This window comes from Lysobacter sp. P5_B9, from assembly GCF_054049835.1.
Genome location: NZ_JBFULP010000001.1, coordinates 694,627 through 712,001, shown reverse-complemented (window position 1 = coordinate 712,001; position 17,375 = coordinate 694,627). Strand labels below are relative to the sequence as shown.

The window sequence follows — 17,375 nt, the reverse complement described above, 5'->3', positions numbered from 1 at the left end:
CAAAAACGAAACGGCTCCGGTCACCGCCGGAGCCGTTTTCGCATGGAGCCGCTACGTGTGCCGGTCAGCGCAACGACGCCATCGGCAACAACTGCTCTGTCGGATGGCCGAACAGGTATCCCTGTCCATGCTGGCAGCCGAGTTCACGCAGGATGATGCGCTGCGCTTCGCTTTCCACGCCTTCGGCGATCGTATGGATGCCGAGCGAACCGGCGAGCGCCTGGATGGCGCGCACCACGGCCATGCTTTCAGGCCGCGTGTCGCCCACGAGGCCGGCCACGAAACTGCGGTCGATCTTCAGGCATTCCAGCGGGAAGCGGTGCAGGTACGACAACGCCGAGAAGCCGGTGCCGAAGTCGTCCAGCTGCACCAGCACGCCATTGCTGCGCAGCGTGCGCAGCATGCGCAGCGCCCTCGCCGTGTCGTCCAGCAGCGCGCCCTCGGTGATCTCGATGCGCAGGCGGTGCGGGTTGGCGCCGGCTTCGTCGAGCAGGCGCAGCAGGCGATCGGCGAAGTCCGGCGACAGGAAATGCCGCGGTGAGACATTGACCGAGATGTAGCCGAAATCCTCGCGAGCGAGCCGCTTGGCCACCTGCGCATACATCAGCCAGTCGACCTCCTCGATCAGGCCGCTGTCCTCGCCGAGCCCGATGAACTCGCCCGGCGCCAGCAGGCCGCGCCGCTCGTGGCGCCAGCGCAGCAGGGCCTCGTGGCCGATCACGCGACGGTCGCTCAGGCGCACGATCGGCTGGTAGTAGGCGACGAAGTCGTCGCTGTTGATCGCCCGGCGCAGGTCGGCCTCGAGGTCGAGGATGCGCATGGCTTCCTCGCGCATGACCTCGTCGAACACCGCACAGCTGTTGCGGCCATTGGCCTTGGCCCGGTACATGGCGGCGTCGGCGTCGCGCAGCAGTTCGGCGCCGTTCTGGTAACGCGCATGCCAGGCGGCAATGCCGACGCTGGCCGAAGGGAATACTTCGCGCCCCGCCACCCAGCACGGTTCGCCCAGCGCGACCAGCACGCGGCGGGCGAGGTCCTCCGCCACCTGCAGGTGATCGATGTCGTTGATGAGGATGGCGAATTCATCGCCACCCAGGCGCGCGACGGTATCGCCGCCGCGTACCGTCGCGACGATGCGGCGGCCAGCTTCGATCAGCAGCTCGTCACCCGCGGAGTGGCCGACGCTGTCATTGACCAGCTTGAAGCGGTCGAGATCGAGGAACAGCACCGCGAAGTGCCGTGCCGGGGAATGTCCCTGCGCCGACTCCGCCTGCGCACGCGCGATCGCGGCGGCCAGGCGCTCCAGCAACTGGCTGCGATTGGGCAGCCCGGTCAGTGCGTCGTGGCGCGCCTGGTAGGTGAGCTGCTGTTCGGCGCGCAGGCGTTCGCCGATCTGCGAAAGGAGTTCGGTGTTGGCCTCGGCCAGCTCGCGGGTGCGCGAGGTAACGCGCTGTTCGAGCTCGCCGTGGGCGACCATCAGCCGGTCCTGCGCCTGCTTGCGCATGAGGCCGATGCCGATGTGGTGCGCGACGAAGGTCAGCAGTTCCTGGTCGCGGTTGGTGAAGCTGATCGCCGGCGAATAGCTCTGCACCGCGATCACGCCGACCACGACGTCGTCGCGGAACAGGGGCACGCCCAGCCAGCAATGCGACAGCGTGCCCAGCGTGCGCACCTTGCCCGCGCGCTGCAGCTCCTCGATCAGCGGACGATCGGCGAGCAGCGCATGGCCTTCGCGAATGACGTATTCAGTCAGGCCGGTGGCGAACTGGCGCGTCTGTCGCACGGCATCGCGCTCGTCGATCGAATACGGGAACTCGATCAGCTCGCCGCCTTCGGCAACCAGCGCGATGTAGAAATTGCGCGCATACAGCAGCTCGCCGACCACGTCGTGGACCTGCGCATAGAAGCGTTCCAGTGTTTCCGAGGTGATCGAAAGCTCCGCGATGCGGAACAGCGCGCGCTGCAGGCGCTCGCCGCGCTGGCGCTCGACGATCTCCGCCTGCAGGTCGCGATTGCTGTGCTGCAATGCGCGCGTGCGATCCTCGACGCGCCGCTCCAGGTCGTCACGAGCCTGGCGGCGATCCAGCGCTGTCAGGATGTGTTGCGCGACGTAGCTCAGCAGTGCGCGCTCTTCATCCCGGTAGAGATCGGGACGGTCGTAACTCTGCACCACGATCGCACCGCTGACGCGATCGGCGCGACGCATCGGCACGCCGAGCCAGTCGTCCGCATCGGGGCCATGGACGGCGTCGCGGGCAACACCGAACTGCTCGCGCACCACGTCGGAGGGACCGCGCAAGGCTTCGCCATGCCGCAACAGCGCCAGGGTCAGGCTGTTGGGCATGTCGATGGCGGGGATTTCGAGCGACGGATCGGCGACGTAAGGATCCTGCCGGTCGGCGAAATAGAGGAAGCGAATCGAGTCGCGGACATCGTCGTACAGCACGATGTAGAAATTTTCCGCATACATCAGGCCGGCGACGATCGCGTGGACCCGGCGCAGCATGTCCGCCATCTCGAGATCCGAGCCCGCCAGGTCGGCAATTTCGTACAGCGCCTGCTGCAGGCGCTCGGATTTCTCCAGCAGTTCGGCGCGCGCCTGCGCCTCGGTGGCGGATAGCTGCGCGGCGACCAGCATCGTCGCCATCGCCAGCCATCCGCGCCGGACGGACTGCGGCGTGGTCTCGGGAATGTGGGCCATGATCGCCGCGCGCAGGGAGCCCTCACCCTCCCACAACTGGGCGAGGGTCTGGGCATCCTCATGTGTATGCCCCGTGGCCATCAGCTGGTCGGCGGCGTCGTGCAGTCGCGCCGGCACGTCCCCGGACACGGAAAGGCTCAGGGCGCCTGCGCCGTCGCGCCAGCGCACCAGCACCTGCGAACCCGCGGGGAGCCCCTGCTGGAGCACGCCCGCCAACGCCTGTGCGTCGCCGCACTCCGCTGGTTCCGCCGGCTTGACCTTCGTCGCCCGCAATCGCTGCACTAGCCCCCCGGCCATCCCCTGACAACGTACGCAGCATAACCCCAGCAGGCACCACTGGAAGTGCAACCCCGGCCATCGGTCCCGGGCGTTATTCCTGACATGGAGCTTGCCCTCGCACCGCCGCTGATCCCTTCAACCCCAAATCCCCCAGCAGATATCCCCGCCCTGGGCCCCTTGCCCCGGCAGGCGACGTTGGCCACCCGCTTCACGCCATCCGCGCCAGCCCGTAACCTGACCGCGATGAATCCCGGCGCGGACGCCAATGACGACCTGTTGATGCTGGCCTGGGTGGGCGGCGACACGGCGGCGTTCGAGATCCTGTATGCGCGCCATCGCGGCCCGCTCTACCGCTTCCTGCTGCGCCAGGTGCGCAACCAGGCGCTGGCGGACGAGTTCTTCCAGGACGTGTGGCAGCGTGTGATCGCCGCACGGGCCGGCTGGAAGCCGGATGCCGCCTTCGCTACCTGGCTGTTCAGGATCGCCCACAACCGCCTCAACGATCATTGGCGGGCGGCCAAGCACCGCCCCCCGGCGCCGGAAGACTCCGACGAGCGCGCCGCGCGGGTGCCCGACCCGACCACGCCCGAGCGCGAACTGTCCGAATTCGAACAGCGCCGCCGCCTGCAACTGGCGATGGAGGAACTGCCGGACGAGCAGCGCGAGGTGCTGGTCCTGCGGCTCGAACAGGAATTGAGCCTGGATGAAATCGGCGCCATCACCGGCGTCGGCAGGGAAACCGTGAAGTCGCGGCTTCGCTACGCCATGGACAAGCTGCGCCAGAGATTGAACGAATGACCACCGTCCCCGACCACCACGAACCGCTGGACGCCGAGGAAAGAGACCTCGCCGCGCGGCTCGCGCGCACCGGTCCGCTGGAGGGGCCGCCGCCTGCGCTGGACGCGAAGATCCTTGCGGCCGCGCACGCCGCCGCGGCCACGCGTACGCGCGGTCGCCGCCATCTGGCGTGGCTCGGCATGCCGCCGGCGCTGGTCACCGGCATGGGCGTGGCCGCCGCAGCGGTACTGGCGCTCGGCCTGGTATGGCAGCTGCGACCGCAGTACAGCGGCGTCACCGCACAGGGCGATGCTGGCGAAGAGGAAGTGATCCTGGTTGCCGAACCCGCCGCCACCGCGTCGGCCCCAAGCGCCAAGGCGGCGCCCGCCGAGCAACCGCTTGCGGGCGCCGCCCCGCGACGGTCACGGCCCGCGGCACCGGCAACACTGGAATCCGCCCCGCAGCCCCACGAGGACACCGCCAAAGCCGTCGCGGCGTCCGCTGCAGCAGCTGATGCTGCAGCGGCTGAAGAAGCGTCCGCATCCGCTGCCGCCCAGGCCATGGCATCCGCAAAGGAAAATCGCGAAGCCGACCGCGTTGCCCGCGCTGCCGCCGAGTCCGGTTTCGTCGCGGAACCGCCTGCAGCCCCGGCGCCCGCGGTCGAGCGGAAGACTCGCGCCACTTATACGCGGCGCGAACAGGCAGCAAACGTCGCCCCCGCCGCTGCGGCAGCGCCACCCGCACCAGTCGCCGCTGCCGCGGATGAAGAACCCCAGACACTGGACCGCGTCGAAGTCACCGGGTCGCGCATCAAGCAGAACGGGGACGTCGAATGGGCAGCGATTCCCGTCAGCGACGACTCACGCCTCGCCGCGGCGGAATGGCTCGAACGCATCCGCGCGCGCCGCGATGACGGCGACACCGACAACGCGCGCGCCAGCCTGCGCCTGTTCCAGCGCGAATATCCCCGTGTCCACCTGCCCGACGATCTGCGCGCGCTGCTGGCCGAAACCAGGCGATGAGCGACACGCTCGCGGCACGGGCGATGCACACGCTGGAGGTGAAGCACAGCCGCTTCATCGTCCACGCCGCGCCGGTGGCCACCCCGGATGCCGCACTGGCCTTCCTCGCCGAAGTCGCCGATCCGGCCGCGACGCACAACTGCTGGGCCTACCGGATCGGCCCGCAGTACCGCTTCAGCGATGACGGCGAACCGGCGGGAACCGCGGGGAGGCCGATCCTCGCCGCGATCGAGGGCCAGGGTTACGACCAGGTCATGGCGGTCGTGACGCGCTGGTACGGCGGCATCAAGCTGGGCGCGGGCGGACTGGTCCGCGCCTATGGTGGCTCGGCGGCCGAATGCCTGCGGCTCGCATCGCGACAGGCTCTGATTGCCTATTGCGAGCTGGCGATCACCTACCCCTTCGAGGTGACGGGCGCGGTGCACGCGGCGTTGGGGCAATTCGGTGCCGAAAAACTGGCTGAGAATTTCCTTGCCGAAGGCGCCAGCTTGCGCCTGCGCCTTCCGGCTGATCGCATCGACGCCTTGAAAATCCAGTTGCGGGACGCCACCCGGAACCGGGTGCGATTCGGTTCCGCCTGAAGTTTCGCTCCTGACCACCCTTGCCGGCACACTGACGCCTCGGGCCTTGCCCTGACGTTGTGCGCAGCGCCCATCCGCCCCGAGCAGACACCTCCATGCCCGATCCCGTGATCAAAGCCCCTGTTGGCAGCCTGCGCGGCCTGTGGCCGTTCGTGCGGCGCCACTCCGGACTGTTCGTGGCATGGCTGGTTGCGCTGGCCTGCTCCAGCGCCGCCACCCTGGCCCTGCCCGCCGCATCCCGGGTGATGATCGACCAGGGTTTCGCCAGCGGTGGCGGTGCGGCTATCGATCGCGCTTTCCTGCTGCTGTTCTCGGTCGCGCTCGTGCTGGCCTTTGCGACGGCAGCGCGATTTTTCTTTGTCTCGTTACTGGGCGAACGTGTCGTCGCCGACCTGCGCGCGAGCCTGTATTCGCACCTGCTGTCGCTGGATGCCGGATTCCACGACCGCAACCGCAGCGGTGAACTGGTCTCACGCCTGACCGCCGACGCCGAACTGCTGCGCAGCACCGTGGGTTCGACCATGTCGGTGGCACTGCGCAGCGTCGTCACGGTGATCGGTTCCATCGTGATGCTGTTCGTGACCAGTCCGCTATTGGCGGCATGGGCCCTGATAGGCATCCCGCTGACGGTCCTGCCGATCGTGGTCGGCGGTCGCCGCCTGCGCAAGATTTCCCGTGCGAGCCAGGACCGCATCGCCGACGCCAATGCGCTCGCCTCGGAAACGCTCGGCGCCGTGCGCACTGTGCAGGCGCATGCGCGCGAGCCGTACGAACGCGGCCGCTTCAGCACGGCCCTCAAGACCGCGGTCAACACCGCACGCAAGCGCATCGGTGCCCAGGCCATCGTCACGGCAGTAGCCATCACGCTGGTGTTCGGTGCGATCACATTCGTCCTGTGGCTGGGTGCGCATGACGTCGTGGCCGGCCGCATGAAGGCCGGCGTGCTCCTGCAATTCGTGTTCTATGCCGTGATCGGTGGCGGCTCGATCGGTGCGCTGGCGGAAGTCTGGAACGAGATGCAGCGCGCCGCGGCCGGCATGGGACGCATCAGCGAACTGCTGCAGGAAGTGCCCGCGATCACCGCGCCCCAATCGCCGAACACCCTGCCATCGCCGGTGCACGGCGAGCTCACCTTCGACCACGTCACCTTCCACTATCCGCAGCGGCCCGAACACGCCGCGCTCACCGCTTTCAACCTGCGCGTGCGGCCGGGCGAAACCGTCGCCCTGGTGGGGCCGTCGGGAGCCGGCAAGAGCACGGTGTTCTCGTTGCTGCTGCGCTTCCACGATCCGGATTCGGGCACGGTGCGGGTCGACGACACCGACATCCGCACCCTCGATCCTGCCGTCCTGCGCGAAGCCATCGCGCTGGTGCCGCAGCAACCGACCATCTTCGCCACCAGCGCGCGCGACAACATCCGCTACGGCCGCCTCGAAGCCGACGCCGCACAGATCGACACGGCCGTCCACAATGCGCACGCCAGCGACTTCATCAATGCATTGCCAGAGGGGCTCGACACCGAGCTGGGCGAACGCGGGGCGCGCTTGTCCGGTGGCCAGCAACAGCGCATTGCAATCGCGCGGGCCCTGCTGAAGGACGCACCGATCCTGCTGCTGGACGAAGCCACCAGCGCACTCGATGCGCAGAGCGAGCGCGCCGTGCAGCAGGCGCTGGAAGCCCTGATGCAGGGCCGTACCACCATCGTGATCGCGCACCGCCTCGCCACCGTGCTCAAGGCCGATCGCATCGTCGTGATGGACCACGGCCGCGTCGTCGCCGAAGGCACCCACGAACAGTTGCTCGCGCAAGGCGGCCTGTACGCGGAGCTGGCGAAACTGCAGTTCCTCGACTGATCGCGGGCTGAAGCACTCCCGGTGCTCCGATGCCGTCGTCAGTCGGGCAATGCACGCGCCATCAGCGCACTGAATCCGGCATCGCCCGGCAGCGTACCGAACACCAGGCCATGATTTCCGGCCAGCCGGCTGCGACAGAAGGCGTCGGCCACCGGACTGCCCGCGCGCAGCAACACGGACGCCTGCAATGCCAACGCCACGCGCTCGACGAGGAAGCGTGCGCCGGCTTCGGCATCGGCCAGATCGGACAGGGCGTGGCGCAGGGACGCGATCTGCACGTCGAGCGCCGCGTGCATGCCGGTGGCGGCTTCGAGTTCATCCATGAGGGCCGTGCGCGTTTCGGGCTCCCGCGAGCATGCCCGCAGCACGTCCAGGCATTGGATGTTGCCGCTGCCTTCCCAGATCGAGTTGAGCGGAGCCTGCCGATACAGCCGTGGCAGCAGCGATTCCTCGACATATCCCGCGCCGCCAAGGCATTCCTGGGCTTCGTTGACGAACGCGGGCGTGCGCTTGCAGATCCAGAACTTGCCGATCGCGGTCGCGATGCGGGCGAAGGCGGCTTCGCCCGTGTCCGTGGGCGCACGGTCCACCGCGCGCGCCACGCGCAACGATAGCGCCAGCGCCGCTTCGGCTTCGATCGCCAGGTCGGCCAGCACGTTCTGCATCAGTGCGTGCTCGGCCAGGCGCTTGCCGAAGGCACGGCGATGCCGCGCGTGGTGCAGGGCCTGGGCCAGCGCCATGCGCATCAGCGCGGACGAACCCAGCATGCAGTCCAGCCGGGTCAGCATCACCATCTCGATGATGGTCGCGATGCCGCGACCCTCGCCGCCTAGGCGATGCGCACATGCGCCGTCGAATTCGACCTCGGACGAAGCGTTGGACCAGTCACCCAGCTTGTCCTTCAATCGCATCAGCCGGAGAGCATTCCTGGCGCCATCCGGCCGCCAGCGCGGCATCAGGAAACAGGTGAGCCCGCCCGGCGCCTGCGCCAAGACGAGGAAGCCGTCCGACATCGGCGCGGAGAAAAACCACTTGTGCCCCACCAGGGTGTATTCGTCCGTCCCTGGCAGCGGAACGGCCCGCGTCGTGTTGGCGCGCACATCGCTGCCGCCCTGTTTCTCGGTCATGCCCATGCCGAGCGTGACGCCATGCTTGCTGGCGATGGGTACGTCGCGCGGATCGTAGTGCGGCGCGCAGGCCTTGTCGGCCCACTCCTTCAATGCCGCCTCGCGCCGCAGCACAGGCACGGCCGCATGGGTCATCGTCAGCGGGCAACTGGTACCGGGTTCCACCTGTCCGTGCAGGTAACTCAGGGCGGCGCGCGCAACGTGGCTGCCCGATTGCACGCCCTGCCACGACAGGCCGGCGACACCGTGCTCGATCGCCGCCGCCATGACAGCGTGGTAATTGGGGTGGAATTCAACGAGGTCGAGGCGATGTCCGAAGCGGTCGTGGGTACGCAGGCGCGGGCGGTCGCGGTGCGCGTCGAAGCTCAGCCGCAGCAGTTCGCCACCGGCCAACTGGCCGTACGCACGCAGCCGGTCCGCGAACACCGCGGCGCCCTCGCGTTCGACGCCTTCGCGCAGGGCAGCGTCATCGGCCCACAGGTCGCGGGCCGCGAATTCCGGTGGCTGGTTGTCGACGTCGTGGGTGTCGAAGGGCGATGCGGCCACAAGCCTCTCCTCCGGTGGAGGTCTGGAATGTAGCGCAGCACAGGGTCGCGGCGCCGCAACCTTCGACGCAAAGAAAAGGCCCCGCCGAAGCGGGGCCTGGAAAGTCGTGTTCCCGGCCCGAGTGGACCCGGACACCGGTCCTGATCAGACCGGTGCGACTTCGGACGCCTGCGCGCCCTTCGGGCCCTGGGTCAGCTGGTAGCTGACGCGCTGGCCTTCCTGCAGGCTGCGGAAGCCCTTGGCATTGATGGCGGAAAAATGCACGAAAACATCGGCGCTGCCGTCTTCGGGTGAGATGAAGCCAAATCCCTTGGCGTCGTTGAACCACTTCACGGTACCGTACTGCATGTCCTTGTTGACCTCTGCTGGATGCGATGACGAGCGCCGGCCCTGGCGGCGCACAGCGAGTATGCCAACTTGCTGAACGAAGGCAACCGGGTCCGGCATGCGGCGATGCCGCTTGCGGGTGGCGCGATCAGGAGGCCAGCATGGCGCGAAGCAGCGCCGGTAGGCCCGCCGATGCGGCAGCAACGTTGTCGAGCACGTCCTGTAGCGTGATCACTTCGTCCGGGTCCGGTCCCGCACCCGCCGCCCAGTTGGCGACGATGGCGAGGCAGGCGTAGTCCAGGCCCATCTCGCGTGCCAACCCGGCTTCCGGCATCCCGGTCATGCCGACCAGGTCACAACCATCGCGACGCATGCGCGCGATCTCGGCGCGAGTCTCCAGGCGCGGCCCCTGCGTCGCGCCGTAACAGCCGCCGTCGGCGAGGGTTACTTTCGCCCCGGCCGCCGCCGCAAGCACCGCATGCCGCAGCGAACGCGTGTACGGTTCGCCGAAATCGACATGCAGCACTTCGGTGCCGGGTTCCTCGCAGATCGTGGAGATCCGCCCCCACGTGTAATCAATCAGTTGGTCCGGACAGGCCAGCACGCGCGGACCGAAGCGCTCGGTGATGCCACCGACGGTGTTGAGCGCCAGCACGCGTTGCGCGCCCAGCGCCTTCAGTGCCGCGAGGTTGGCGCGGTAGTTGATCTTGTGCGGCGGCAGCGAATGGCCTTCGCCATGGCGCGCGAGGAAGGCAACGCGATGGCCGTCCAGCATGCCCACGCGAACCGGTCCGGACAGCGCGCCGTAGTGCGTGACCGGCTGATGCGCTTCCACGTCCTCGAGTTCGGCGAGCTTGTACAGGCCGGTGCCGCCGATGATGGCCAGCTCGATGGCATCCATGATCACTCCTTCAACGCATAGATGGCGGGCAAACCGCGGCCCTGCTCGTGGTAATCCATGCCATAGCCGTAGACGTAGCGGTCCGGCACTTCCACGCCCACATAGTCCGCGGACAACCCCGGCACGCAGCGATCGTGTTTCTTGACTGCCAGTGCGGCGATGCGCACCTCGGCCGCACCCTGCTGGTTGCACCAGTCGCGGATGGCGGCCAGCGTGTGGCCTTCGTCGACGATGTCATCGACCAGCAGTACGCGGCGGCCCTGCAACGGCGTTGCCGGGCGATGTTTCCAGGTGAGCTCGCCGCCCGAAGTCGTACCGCGATAGCGCGAGGCGTGCAGGTATTCGAATTCGACATCCTGGCCGCAGGCGCCCAGCTCCAATACGAGTTGCCCCGCGAACGGCAAGCCGCCGTGCATCACGGTGATGTACACCGGCACGCCGCCGGCGTAGTCGTGGTGGATGCGTGCGGCCATGTCTGCGATCGCCCGCTCCAGCGTCGCGCGGTCGTGGACCAGGTCGCTGTTGGCGAGCGCGGTCTGGAGATCGGCCATCACGCCAGTCCTTCCTGGCGGCTGCGCGCTTCACCGTAGCGAGCGTCTGCGATCAGCCCGTCCCAACCCATCGCGCCGCGCCCGATCAGGCCGATGAGCGCCATGGTATTGAGCTTGCGGTCCTTGATGGCGTCGAGCGACTCCGCGACCAGTTCGGGGTGGCAGACGAGGACCACGTCGCACCCCGCATCCAGGTGCAGGTCCACGCGTTGCTTGACGCCGCCGGCCGAGAACGCCGCGGCCATGCCGATGTCGTCGCTGAAGACGACGCCATGGAAACCGAGCCCCCCGGACGCACGATCCTTGCGCAGGATGTCCTCGATCCAGCGCTTCGAGTAACCCGCCGGTTCCGGCGCCACCGCCGGATACACGACGTGGGCCATCATGACCGCATCGGCCTTGGCCTCGATGCCGGCGATGAAGGGAACGAGGTCGAGCGCGCGGATTTCCTCGAACGTACGCGGATCGACGGCGGCGTCGAAATGCGTGTCTTCCAGCACCGAGCCGTGGCCGGGGAAGTGCTTGAGCGTCGCGCCCATGCCGGCGGCGTGCATGCCGCGCACGTAGGCGCGGGTGAACTCGGCGACGACGGCCGGGTCCTCCGAGAACGCGCGGTTGCCGATCGCACGGTTGCCACGGCCGAGGTCGACGACCGGGGCGAAGCTGAGGTCGACGCCGGTCGCGCGCACTTCGCTGGCCATCAACCAGGCGTGCTCCCCGGCGAGCTTCAACGCGGCCTGCGGGTCCTGCGCGTAAAGCTTGCCGAAGCCTTCCAGCGGCGGCAGCACGCTGTAGCCCTCGCGGAAACGCTGCACACGACCGCCTTCCTGGTCGACGCAGACCAGCTGGGGACGTGGTGCCGCCTCGCGGATGGCCTGGGAGAGCTCCGCCACTTGCGCCTTCGACGCGAAGTTGCGGCTGAACAGGATCACGCCGGCGCAGGCGTCGTGCTGCAGCCAGTCGCGCTCCTGCGCGGTGAGTTCCTTGCCGGCAACGCCAATAATCAACATGTCAAAATCCAGTGAAAACTAAAGATGCGATGGTGACGAGCGAAGGGGTTCCTGCACGGCACCAACTCCTCCTCTCCCGCTTGCGGGAGAGGCCGGGTGAGGGTGGCTCAGCCCGCGGGAATCAAGCCGCAGTGCCTGCGCGCTCCGCCTCGCTCCATTGCGAGTACGGCCGCGAGGCCAGGGCCAGATTGTAGTAGCGCTTGCTGTCGGTCACTTCACGTCCGATCCAGGCGGGCTTTTCGAAGCTTTCCTGGGCGGATGCGAGTTCGATTTCCGCCACCACCAGGCCGGCGTTGTCGCCGAGGAACTCGTCTACCTCCCACAGGTGCCCGCCAACATCGACGTAATGGCGGCGCTTGTCGACCAGCCCGCCAACGCTCAGCGCGAGCAGGCCGCGCGCATCCTCGACCGGAATCGCGTAGTCGAACTCCTGGCGGGTATGGCCCAGTTCGCGCGACTTCAGGTTGAGGTAGGCCTCGTCGCCCTGGATGCGCACGCGCACCGAGGCCTTCATCGCGCCGGTGTCCATGGCCGCGATGTCGTTGAGGTAGCCCTGCGCCATCGGCACGACCTTGTGCGCGGCCATGCGCCAGGCGTCGCCGGTGACGAGGAATTTGCGTTCTATTTCGATGGCCATGGTTTCGTCACGCCCTAAAGGCAATCCCATTGCCTGAATTTGACACGCGCTGCGGCGCGTTTGAATAAGACCACACGCCCATCAACCCGCGGCGCGCTCGAACATCGCGATCGATTCGACATGCGCCGTATGCGGGAACATGTCCATCACCCCTGCCGCGCGCAGTTTCCAGCCCTTCTCGTTGACGAGGTAACCGGCGTCGCGTGCCAGAGAACCCGGATGGCAGCTCACGTACACGATGCGCTTGAACTGCTTGAGCTTCAGCTGGGTCAGGACGAAGTCGGCGCCCGAGCGCGGCGGATCCAGCAGCAACCGGTCGAAGCCGTCGCGCATCCAGGTGTGGTCGCTGAGGTCCTTGCCGAGGTCGGCGGCGTGGAAATCGGCGTTCGTGATGGCGTTGTGTGCGGCGTTTTCGCGCGCGCGGCAAACGAGTCCGGCTTCGCCTTCCACGCCCACGACCTCGCGCACACGCCGCGCCAGTGGCAGGGTGAAATTGCCGAGGCCACAGAACAGGTCGAGCACGCGGTCTTCCGGTTGCGGATCGAGCAGGTCGATCGCGGACTGGATCATCTTGCCATTGAGGCCCGCGTTGACCTGGATGAAGTCGAGCGGGCGGAACACGAACTCGATGTTCCATTGCGGCAGCATGAAGGCGAGCTTCGGCTCCGCCGGCCACAGCGGGTGCACGCTGTCGACACCGCCGGGCTGCAGGAAGATCGCGAAGCCATGCGCCTGGCCGAAGGCAACGAGCGCGGCCTGGTCTGATTCCGACAACGGCGCCAGGTGGCGGATCGTGAGCGCGATGCCGCTGAAATCATCGGTCGGATCGCCGGCGATGAATTCGATCTGCGGGATGTCGCGACGCGCCTGCAGGCCATCGACCAGCGCCGAAAGAGCCGACACCTTGCTGCCGATCTCGGGAATGACGGTATGGCATTCGGACAGGTCGGCGACGAAACGTGGATCCTGTTCGCGGAAGCCGACCAGGGTCTTGTCTTTCTTCTCCACGCGCCGCACCGAGAAGCGACCCTTGCGGCGATAGCCCCACGCCGCGTCGGTCAGCGGCGGCAGGACGCGCTCCGGCGTGACGTGGCCGATGCGTTCCAGGTTCTCCAGCAGCACGCGCTGCTTGGCCAGGATCTGTTTGTCCTCGTCGAGGTGTTGCAGGGCGCAACCGCCGCAGGTGCCGAAATGCGGGCAGCGTGGCGGCACCCGGTCCTGCGAGGCGCGAAGCACTTCCAGCGTCGTGGCTTCGTCGAAATGGCGCGAACGCGAAGTCTGCTTCGCTACCACCCGCTCGCCCGGCAGTGCGCCGGCGATGAAGGTCACCTTGCCACCCTCCCCGTCGCGGCGGGCCACGCCGCGGCCATCGTGGCTCATGCCGGTGATGTCAACTTCAAAGGGGGTCTGGTCGATGCGGGCCACGGGGGAATTCGATATTGCAGGGCCGCATATTGTCGCAGAGCCGGCCCGCGACGGCCCAAAAGCGCCCTTCGAATGATGCCGCGCCGGCGGCTGGGAAAATGCCGCGCTGCGCTTTAGACACCCAAAAACGCAGAAAAGCCCGCCAAAGCGGGCCTTTCTCCATGGATGACAGACTGGGCAGACGGGACTTACTTCTGCTTCCACGCCCCGCCACTCTGATACCACCAGCCCGCGCGCGCACTGGAAATCCACTGCTTGGCGAAGACGTCGCGGATCTGCGCTTCCCACTCGGGATGGCCATTGGCGACGGCGACTTCGCGGTACACCGCCTTGCGATCGCGATTGTCGTCGGCGACGGCCTGGTTCACCGCGACGCGGTCCTTGAGTGCCAGCTTGGCGGCGTCGCGCACGACGATGGAGCCGTCTTCGGCGAAGCCCAGGGCGCCTGCATCGAAGCCCCCGCGCAACTGCGAATCGAAGCGTTCGGCCATGCGTGCCTGGATCGCCTGGATGGCCGGGGTCTTGATGGTGATGTCCGGTTGCGACTGCGCATGGGCGCTGCCAATGCCGACCAGGCTCCACGGGTCGATGCGCGCGAACAGGCTGCGCTGCGCCGCCGGTGCCTGGAACGCCATGCCACCGCCGTCCGACGGCTTGGGCGGCACGTTCTTGGCTTCGTCCCCGATCACTTTCTCGACGAACTCCTTCGCCGCTTCCTTCGCCTCGGCGGCCGGGAAGTACACGTTGATCGTGACGCAGGCCGTAAGCAGCACGGCGGCGGCCGGAATTCCCATCAGACGACGCATGTCGTTTCTCCAGTGATGAATCAAAGTTTTGCGTTCGTTCGCCAGCAGCAGGTTATTCGACCACCGGCTTCACGTCGCCCTTGCCGATGGCGCCCAGCCGCTCGACCAGCGTCGGCCAGTCGACCCGGCGATTGAATCCGACCACGGTCAGCCGCGGCAAGCCGGAGCCTGCGACGATAATAAATCCCTGCCCGGCTGAACCCAGTCCGTCCATGCTGCAGACGTCGTCCGCGAGCCGGCACGAGATACCGATGCGCGAATAGCCGAAGTCGTCGAACAACCCGATCAGCTGCGACTGAAGGCTGGTGGCGAAGGACGCATCGCCCACGCTCGACAGGTCCTGCACGGCACGCTGGCTGATGCGCTGCTTCACGCCCGGTTTGCGCTGCGTGCGCAGCGTCGCATCGAAGGCCACGGGCTGCCAGTCGACCATGCGCAGCGCATTGAGGCTGCCGTCGAGGCGGCCGGTGATGCTGCCGAAACCGAAGACGCCGGTCAGCGCTTCCAGGTCGAGGTCGTCCAGCGCAATGTCGGCCGACAGCGTCGGCGCGACGCCGAAGGGCCGCTCCATCGACAGCGACGACACGGCGACGTCGCCGTCGAACACCTGCATGCGTAGGCCACCGTCGAAATCGAGCCGTTCCGCAGCGTAATGCGCCTGCGGGATTTCGCCGCTGAGATCGCCGGTGAATGCCGGCCAGTCCAGTGCCTTCGCCAGCTGCCCGACGTCCAGTTCCCGCAGGGTCAGGCCAAAACGGATGTCGAGTCCCTGCCCGTCCGCAGGCGGGCGCAGGGTGAAATGATCGAAACGCAGCTGGCCACCCAGCATCGGCACCGCGACAGCTTCCTGGAAGCGCAGTTTGCCGTCGTCGCTCACCAACGGCAGGCGTGCCGCACCAAAGGCGAGTCCATAGAGCTGCCCGCCCTGCCACTGCAAAGCCGATTGCACGGGCGCGCCTGACGAGAACGCAAGATCGCCTTCCAGGCGGGTGAAGCCGAAGCGCTGCGCGGGGTCGGTGACCGTCGTGTCATGGAGCGTGAGGGTGAAATCGCGCACCACTCCCGCAGCGAGGTGCAGGCTCGCATCCGTCGCGCCGCTGAACTGCAGTTGCGACAAGCCGGCAATGCCGAGCCAACCGCTGAGATAGGCGTCGCGCAGGGGGGCGAGGTCGGCGCTGTGCAGTTGCAGGTCGAGGGCATCGAGGTCGCCCGCGGGCGTGAATGCCGCGCTGCCTTGCGCCTCGAGGATGCCGCGATCACGCCAGGCAAATGCCGGCAACCGCCAGCCCTGCCCGTCCTGCTTCGTTGCATCCATGTGGAGGTCGACGGCATGTTGATCCAGGGAAACGTAGGCGTTGCCGAAGAGCAGTTCGCCGCCGTGCAATCGCCCTGCGACGACGGCGCGATCGCGATCGCCGAAGGACAGGTCCAGCGACAGCTCCGCGCCGAGGTTTTCGGCGGCGATGGTTCCATCGGGCGTGTCGAAGGCCGCGCCCGCCAGTTTCAGGGGACCTGTAACCCGGACCGACTGACTGGGCGACGACGCGACGGCAAGCTGGCCGTCGAGGGTGCCTCCCGTGATGCGGCCTTCGGCCCACGCACTCGCCAGCAGGGCCTGCGCCCAGGCCAACGGGACACGGACCAGGTCGATATCGGTGCGGTCGGGCGACGCCGCGTCACGATGCAGCGACAACATGCCGGCGCCGCGCGACAGCCGCGCATCGGTACTGGCGGCGCCGAGGTTCAAAGACAGGTGCACGGGTGCGCCATCGCCGTGCAAGGTCCCGTCGCAACGCCAGCCCCCTTGTCCGTCGCGCTGCAACGGGCATTGCCAGTCGAGATCGCGAAAGTGATAGCCGAGGTCGGGGGCGTCCACGCGCGCGGCCCGAAGCCAAAGCGCGCCCTGTGGTGCGGAGGCCGGCCAGTCGAGGCGGACCCGTACGTCCTGCAGCATCGCCACGGGCGTCGTCACCTTCGATATGCGCGCGCCCAGCGATCGTGCATGCGTCGGCGCCGCCGCGAGTGCGGCGATCCAGAGGCAACACACCAGGCGTACCATCCGACCGGACATTCGGAAAGGATACCGACAGGAGTGCAAAACGCATGACAGCCAGCCTGCCCCGCATCCTGCTGGTCGAGGACGACCCCGTCAGTCGCGCCTTCCTTGGCGCCGCCGCCCATGCGCTGCCGGCCGTGGTCGATGCCGCCGACAGCATGGCGGCCGCGATGGCGCTGGCCGCTGCCGGCCGCTACGACCTGTGGCTGATCGATGCCAACCTGCCGGATGGCCACGGCGCGGAACTGCTCTCGCGACTGCGTGCCCGCGAGGCACGGACGCCGGCGGTCGCCCACACCGCCGCCCACGACGCCGAGGTGGCAACCGGATTGCTGGAAGCCGGCTTCCAGCGCGTGTTCGTCAAACCGCTACCTGCGAAGTCGGTGCAGAAAGGCCTTCGGGAAGTGCTCGGACTCGAGGCGGAACCTCAGCCAGCGGGTGAAACACCCGGCATCGACGCATTGCCGCTTTGGGATGACGAAACCGCAGCGCGCGCCCTGAACGGCAATCGCGAACATATCGCGACACTACGCATGCTCTTCATCGCGGAATTGCCGGGCGTTACCGAACGTGTGCGGAATGCATTCCACAACGAGGATATCCGGGGGCTCCACGACGAACTGCATCGGCTCCGCGCCAGTTGCGGTTTCGTCGGAGCGACGCGGCTCCGGCAAGCAGTGCAGACCCTCGGGAACGACGACCGCTCGCAGGCTGGACTGCAGGCGTTCACGGCGGCGGCGCAGGCGCTGGTGGATTCGCCGTGACGGTGGGGATTG

The 17,375-nt window shown here is 67.6% G+C and carries 15 protein-coding genes; 5 read left to right on the top strand and 10 right to left on the bottom strand.

Translation table 11 applies throughout. From position 1 onward, the window contains the following. Positions 1-64: 64 nt before the first annotated feature. Entirely contained in the window at positions 65-2,983 is a 2,919-nt protein-coding gene (locus ACXJJ9_RS03360) for a bifunctional diguanylate cyclase/phosphodiesterase (protein WP_457095814.1), read from the bottom strand. Positions 2,984-3,223: 240 nt separating this feature from the next. On the opposite strand from ACXJJ9_RS03360, the gene ACXJJ9_RS03355 reads away from it, so the two are divergent. The 4 genes from ACXJJ9_RS03355 to ACXJJ9_RS03340 all read left to right on the top strand — a co-directional run bounded on the left by ACXJJ9_RS03355 (position 3,224) and on the right by ACXJJ9_RS03340 (position 7,213). Continuing rightward, positions 3,224-3,778: an RNA polymerase sigma factor gene (locus ACXJJ9_RS03355; protein ID WP_457095813.1), complete on the top strand. Its 555-nt coding sequence runs from the start codon at positions 3,224-3,226 to the stop codon at positions 3,776-3,778. Next, entirely contained in the window at positions 3,775-4,779 is a 1,005-nt protein-coding gene (locus ACXJJ9_RS03350) for a hypothetical protein (RefSeq protein WP_457095812.1), read from the top strand. Before ACXJJ9_RS03355 ends, ACXJJ9_RS03350 begins: the two co-directional genes overlap by 4 nt. Then, positions 4,776-5,360: an IMPACT family protein gene (locus tag ACXJJ9_RS03345; RefSeq protein ID WP_457095811.1), complete on the top strand. Its 585-nt coding sequence runs from the start codon at positions 4,776-4,778 to the stop codon at positions 5,358-5,360. Before ACXJJ9_RS03350 ends, ACXJJ9_RS03345 begins: the two co-directional genes overlap by 4 nt. 95 nt (positions 5,361-5,455) lie before the next feature. After that, entirely contained in the window at positions 5,456-7,213 is a 1,758-nt protein-coding gene (locus ACXJJ9_RS03340; protein ID WP_457095810.1) for an ABC transporter transmembrane domain-containing protein, read from the top strand. 38 nt (positions 7,214-7,251) lie between these two features. Here ACXJJ9_RS03340 and ACXJJ9_RS03335 read toward each other — a convergent pair whose 3' ends face one another. The 9 genes from ACXJJ9_RS03335 to ACXJJ9_RS03295 all read right to left on the bottom strand — a co-directional run bounded on the left by ACXJJ9_RS03335 (position 7,252) and on the right by ACXJJ9_RS03295 (position 16,614). Then, positions 7,252-8,886: an acyl-CoA dehydrogenase family protein gene (locus tag ACXJJ9_RS03335; protein WP_457095809.1), complete on the bottom strand. Its 1,635-nt coding sequence runs from the start codon at positions 8,884-8,886 to the stop codon at positions 7,252-7,254. A gap of 144 nt (positions 8,887-9,030) precedes the next feature. Further along, a complete protein-coding gene (locus tag ACXJJ9_RS03330; protein WP_056133187.1) occupies positions 9,031-9,234 on the bottom strand; it encodes a cold-shock protein in 204 nt (67 codons plus the stop codon). A gap of 127 nt (positions 9,235-9,361) precedes the next feature. Continuing rightward, on the bottom strand, positions 9,362-10,114 hold the full coding sequence (locus ACXJJ9_RS03325) for an S-methyl-5'-thioinosine phosphorylase (protein ID WP_457095808.1): 753 nt from the start codon (positions 10,112-10,114) through the stop codon (positions 9,362-9,364). Between the two features lie 2 nt (positions 10,115-10,116). Beyond that, positions 10,117-10,665 carry a hypoxanthine-guanine phosphoribosyltransferase gene (locus ACXJJ9_RS03320; protein ID WP_457095807.1) on the bottom strand — a complete coding sequence of 183 codons (549 nt, stop codon included), beginning with the start codon at positions 10,663-10,665 and terminating at the stop codon, positions 10,117-10,119. After that, a complete protein-coding gene (gene nagZ / locus ACXJJ9_RS03315; RefSeq protein ID WP_457095806.1) occupies positions 10,665-11,675 on the bottom strand; it encodes a beta-N-acetylhexosaminidase in 1,011 nt (336 codons plus the stop codon). The genes ACXJJ9_RS03320 and nagZ overlap by 1 nt, the downstream gene beginning before the upstream one ends. A gap of 121 nt (positions 11,676-11,796) precedes the next feature. After that, positions 11,797-12,312 carry a CYTH domain-containing protein gene (locus tag ACXJJ9_RS03310; protein WP_457095805.1) on the bottom strand — a complete coding sequence of 172 codons (516 nt, stop codon included), beginning with the start codon at positions 12,310-12,312 and terminating at the stop codon, positions 11,797-11,799. Positions 12,313-12,393: 81 nt separating this feature from the next. Continuing rightward, positions 12,394-13,737: a 23S rRNA (uracil(1939)-C(5))-methyltransferase RlmD gene (gene rlmD, locus ACXJJ9_RS03305; RefSeq protein ID WP_457095804.1), complete on the bottom strand. Its 1,344-nt coding sequence runs from the start codon at positions 13,735-13,737 to the stop codon at positions 12,394-12,396. 188 nt (positions 13,738-13,925) lie between these two features. Beyond that, complete coding sequence (locus tag ACXJJ9_RS03300; protein WP_310051853.1) at positions 13,926-14,543, bottom strand: DUF1318 domain-containing protein; 618 nt, start codon at positions 14,541-14,543, stop codon at positions 13,926-13,928. A 52-nt stretch (positions 14,544-14,595) separates the two neighbouring features. Next, on the bottom strand, positions 14,596-16,614 hold the full coding sequence (locus ACXJJ9_RS03295; protein ID WP_457095803.1) for a hypothetical protein: 2,019 nt from the start codon (positions 16,612-16,614) through the stop codon (positions 14,596-14,598). Positions 16,615-16,646: 32 nt separating this feature from the next. On the opposite strand from ACXJJ9_RS03295, the gene ACXJJ9_RS03290 reads away from it, so the two are divergent. Next, positions 16,647-17,363 carry a response regulator gene (locus ACXJJ9_RS03290; RefSeq protein ID WP_457095802.1) on the top strand — a complete coding sequence of 239 codons (717 nt, stop codon included), beginning with the start codon at positions 16,647-16,649 and terminating at the stop codon, positions 17,361-17,363. Positions 17,364-17,375: the final 12 nt, after the last annotated feature.